Source organism: Methylophaga sp., from assembly GCF_965655755.1.
GTDB lineage: Bacteria > Pseudomonadota > Gammaproteobacteria > Nitrosococcales > Methylophagaceae > Methylophaga.
Window position 1 is genome coordinate 39,033 of the sequence record NZ_CBFHHW010000023.1, and the last position, 4,005, is coordinate 43,037.

Genomic DNA, 4,005 nt, shown 5'->3' on the forward strand with positions numbered 1-4,005 from the left:
AATTTCTGGCAGACTATGGCTGGTCAGTTCCTTGGCCAGTGCCATCGCGATTTGTCGGGGACGGGCAATTGAGCGGGTACGCTTTTTAGCAAGCAGATCCGATGCGCGTACTTTGAAATATTCAGCCACGGTTTTTTGAATACTTTCTAGCGTCACTAACTTCTGATGCAAGGCAAGCAGATCTTTCAATGCTTCCTGGGCCATTTCAATGGATAGTGGCTGATTAGTGAAACGGGAAAATGCCATAACTCGCTGTAAAGCACCTTCTAAATCCCGGACATTGGATTTGATGCGTTTAGCAATAAAGAAGGCGACATCTTCCGGCAGAGTAATCATATTCTGCTGTGCTTTCTTGATAAGGATCGCGACGCGTGTCTCCAGTTCAGGAGGCTCAATCGCGACCGTTAGCCCCCAACCTAGGCGAGATTGCAGACGTTCATCGAGGTTTTCTACTTCTTTAGGAAATCGGTCACAGGTCAGAATGATCTGACGTTGGCCTTCAAGCAGGCTGTTAAAGGTATAAAAAAACTCTTCCTGCGAACGTTCTTTTTTGGCGAAAAACTGAATATCATCAATCAGCAGTGCATCAGCACTTCGATAGTGGGCTTTGAATTGATCAATGGCATTATTGCGCAACGCTGTGATCATGTCCTGTACAAATCGCTCCGAGGAAAGATAAATAACACGCGCTTTGGGATTGTTTTGTTTGATTTTATTACCCACGGCGAGCATTAAGTGGGTTTTGCCTAAACCGGTACCGCCGTAGAGAAATAAGGGATTATAACCACTGGTTCCGGGTGCTTCTGCAACATGTAAGGAGGCTGCGCGCGCAATCTGATTCGATTTACCCTCGACATAGTTATCGAAGTTGAACAGGGGATTCATCGGGCTACCGATAGCCGGTTCCGTTTTTACTTCCTGAACGTTTTCATCATCCGCTGTAGGAGTTAATTCCTGTTCCAGTTGATCACTGGGGCGACGGGAGAAAATGGCGTTAGTGGTCTTCGTGCCCACCTCAATCGCAATACGGTTAATAGCGCCCTGACTCAGCGCACCGATTAGCGTATTTATCTGGTCTTCCAGTTGCTCCTGAACCCATGCCTTAACATAAGGATTTGGGGCGAGTAAGCGCAGACTATCGTCGGTTTCAATTGCCTGTAGCGGTCTGAGCCATGTGTTCAGCTGTTGCGCCGAAAGATCACCTTCGAGATGGGATAGACATTTTTCCCAAAGGGGTGAAGACACATGAACTCCTTGATTATCAACCGGTTAATGATTAAAAAAAGACGCGCCGTACGTCAGCTAGTGATATGATATCACCCTCAGCGTAAGCCCTCTAAAGTTATCGTTATGCGTTTGGTTTGGCAAGTAAAATAAGTTAACGATGAAAACAGGGATACAGTTTGACTTGATGCTGCTGAAAACTTTATAATCCCGTGTCTTTTGCCTCGGCGGTGTTAGCTGCTGTTAGACCCGTAGGCAGCAAAACAATCATTTTTTGGAGTTTGGTGAAATGAAAAGAACTTTTCAGCCTAGTAATTTGAAGCGCAAACGTACACACGGTTTTCGCGCCCGCATGAAAACAGTTGGTGGTCGTCGCATTATCAATGCACGTCGCTCAAAAGGCCGCGCAAAACTGTCAGTTTAATCTCTCTGTTACGACAGGGAGAACATGACTTGGCAACATTTCGCCGAGCCATGAAAATGACCCGCCCGGGAGATTTTTCTCGGGTGTTTCGTCAGGGAAAGCGCCTCGGAGGCGGAGGCCTGACGGTATTAACGGTTGAAAACTCGGTCGGTCACCCCCGACTGGGGCTGGCAATAGCAAAAAAGCACATTAAGCTTGCCAATAAACGCAACCGCTTGAAGCGGATTATTCGAGAATCATTTCGTCAGAATCAATCTGCCTTCTCCAGCATCGACATTGTCGTGTTGTCACGACCGGGTGTAGGCCAGCGTGATAGTGCAAAAATATGGGCAGCATTGGAGCAACATTGGTTAGCAGTGGTGGCGCAATGGCAAAAATCCTAATCAGTCTCGTCCGAGGCTATAAACTCTTACTTAGCCCGTTAGTTGGTATGCACTGCCGGTTCCATCCTACCTGTTCGCAATATATGATCGAGGCGTTAGAACGTCATGGTGCCCTGCGTGGTTCCCTGATGGGGCTACGTCGTTTGTCCCGCTGCCACCCCTGGCATAAAGGTGGCTTGGATCCTGTCCCTGAATTAAATACAAAGAATCACAATGGATAATCTCAGAACGCTATTTATTTTTGGTCTGCTCATCGTCTCCCTCTTGTTATGGGAAGCATGGCAGAATGATTATGTCAGACCGCAACAGGCTGCGGACATTGCCAGCCAAACCCGGACAGATACGCCAGCACCAATGGCTTCTGAGGCAGAATTGCCCGATATGCCCTCAGCATCCGCTGAATCGATACCTGATGTGCCTCAATCACAGCAAGTCTCGCCTGCAGCAGAGAAAATTCATGTCAAAACCGATGTAATCGATCTGCATATCGCGACGCAAGGTGGCGATATTCGCGATTTAGCCCTGCTTGATTATGCAGTGAGTTCGGAACAACCGAATACGCCGGTGCAATTTCTAAATGATTCCGCGGGACAGTTCTTTGTTACCCAGTCTGGCCTCAGGGCTGACGGTGAAGCGCCAACGCATTATGAACATTATCGTGCCGAGCAAACAGAATATCTCTTACAAGAAGGTCAGGATGAAATAACCGTTCCGCTGTATTGGCAGAGTGAATCGGGTTTACAGGTGGTGAAAACCTATACCTTTAAACGCGATAGCTACACAGTTGATGTCGATTATGAGGTTATAAATAACAGTGGTGACAGCTTCTCGGCATACCCTTACGCACAGTTAAACCGCAATCGTAGTGAAGATGATTCCATGTTCATCTACACCTATACCGGCGCGGTGTTTTCCAGCAAAGGCAATGAATACGAAAAAGTCGACTTTGATGATCTGGACGACCAGGCTTTTAACCGCAACTCAAGCGATGGCTGGGCAGCAATGATTCAACACTATTTTGTGGCGGCCATTGTGCCTCAGCAAAAAGGTGAGCAGCTGGGCTTTTATGGTAGATCAATCAACGGTACGAACTACACCGCAGGTGTCCGAATGCCGGCAATCAGTGCGCAAAGTGGTGAGCAGACATCAGCACAATATCAATTGTACTTAGGCCCTAAAAAGCACGAACGTCTGGAAAATGTAGCTGAAAATCTACCATTAACGGTCGATTACGGCCTTTTAACCATCATCTCAGAGCCGTTGTTCTGGATCATGGAATGGTTACATAAACTGACCGGCAACTGGGGCTGGTCGATTGTGTTGCTGACGGTCTTGATCAAACTGGCGTTCTTTAAGTTGTCAGCAACCAGTTACCGTTCAATGGCTGCGATGCGTAAATTGACACCGAAACTGGCGACGCTGAAAGAACGTTACGGTGATGACAAGCAGAAATTCAATCAGGCGATGATGGAGTTATATCGCACAGAGAAGATTAATCCCTTAGGTGGTTGCTTGCCTATCCTGGTGCAGATGCCGGTCTTCCTTGCCTTCTATTGGGTGTTGGTTGAGAGTATCGAACTGCGACAGGCTGACTTTATGCTGTGGATCAATGATCTGACAGCGATGGATCCATATTTCATTCTGCCGGTTTTATTTGGTCTGTCGATGTGGTTCCAGCAAAAACTTAACCCAGCACCTCAGGATCCGGCGCAGGCCATGATGATGAAGATTTTCCCATTAGTCTTCACCGTGTTCTTTGCCTTCTTCCCGGCTGGTCTGGTGCTGTACTGGGTGGTCAATAACCTGTTGTCGATTGCTCAGCAGTGGTACATCACCCGTAAGATGGGTGCCTTGTAAGCGCAGTGATGGATAGCATTGTAGCCGTCGCCACCGCCCCCGGGCGGGGTGGCGTGGGTGTCGTCAGAATCTCAGGTAAACACAGTGCCGAGATGGTGAAAGCCATTTGTGGCACAT

At 47.9% G+C, this 4,005-nt stretch carries 6 protein-coding genes; 5 read left to right on the forward strand and 1 reads right to left on the reverse strand.

The window, feature by feature from the left end; genetic code table 11:
• On the reverse strand, positions 1-1,245 hold a 1,245-nt coding region (gene dnaA, locus ACTF5U_RS08765; RefSeq protein WP_438971250.1), incomplete at its 3' end, for a chromosomal replication initiator protein DnaA.
• A 268-nt stretch (positions 1,246-1,513) separates the two neighbouring features.
• Between dnaA and rpmH the strand changes: the two genes are divergently transcribed.
• From rpmH to ACTF5U_RS08790, 5 genes are all read left to right on the forward strand, one after another.
• Positions 1,514-1,648 carry a 50S ribosomal protein L34 gene (gene rpmH / locus ACTF5U_RS08770; protein ID WP_438971251.1) on the forward strand — a complete coding sequence of 45 codons (135 nt, stop codon included), beginning with the start codon at positions 1,514-1,516 and terminating at the stop codon, positions 1,646-1,648.
• A 29-nt stretch (positions 1,649-1,677) separates the two neighbouring features.
• Positions 1,678-2,031 (forward strand): ribonuclease P protein component, encoded by a 354-nt coding sequence (gene rnpA / locus ACTF5U_RS08775; RefSeq protein WP_438971252.1) that lies wholly within the window; start codon positions 1,678-1,680, stop codon positions 2,029-2,031.
• Positions 2,016-2,252, forward strand: coding sequence for a membrane protein insertion efficiency factor YidD (yidD, locus tag ACTF5U_RS08780; RefSeq protein ID WP_438971253.1), 237 nt, complete (start codon positions 2,016-2,018; stop codon positions 2,250-2,252). The genes rnpA and yidD overlap by 16 nt, the downstream gene beginning before the upstream one ends.
• On the forward strand, positions 2,245-3,888 hold the full coding sequence (gene yidC / locus ACTF5U_RS08785; protein WP_438971254.1) for a membrane protein insertase YidC: 1,644 nt from the start codon (positions 2,245-2,247) through the stop codon (positions 3,886-3,888). The genes yidD and yidC overlap by 8 nt, the downstream gene beginning before the upstream one ends.
• A gap of 8 nt (positions 3,889-3,896) precedes the next feature.
• Positions 3,897-4,005: hypothetical protein (locus ACTF5U_RS08790; RefSeq protein ID WP_438971255.1), on the forward strand; the 109-nt coding region annotated here is incomplete at its 3' end.

What these genes read in the sequence shown, in the direction of transcription:
- yidD (WP_438971253.1), top strand. Translation starts at nt 2,016, where the DNA reads ATGGCAAAAATCCTAATCAGTCTCGTCCGAGGCTATAAACTCTTACTT.
- yidC (WP_438971254.1), top strand. Translation starts at nt 2,245, where the DNA reads ATGGATAATCTCAGAACGCTATTTATTTTTGGTCTGCTCATCGTCTCC.
- rpmH (WP_438971251.1), top strand. Translation starts at nt 1,514, where the DNA reads ATGAAAAGAACTTTTCAGCCTAGTAATTTGAAGCGCAAACGTACACAC.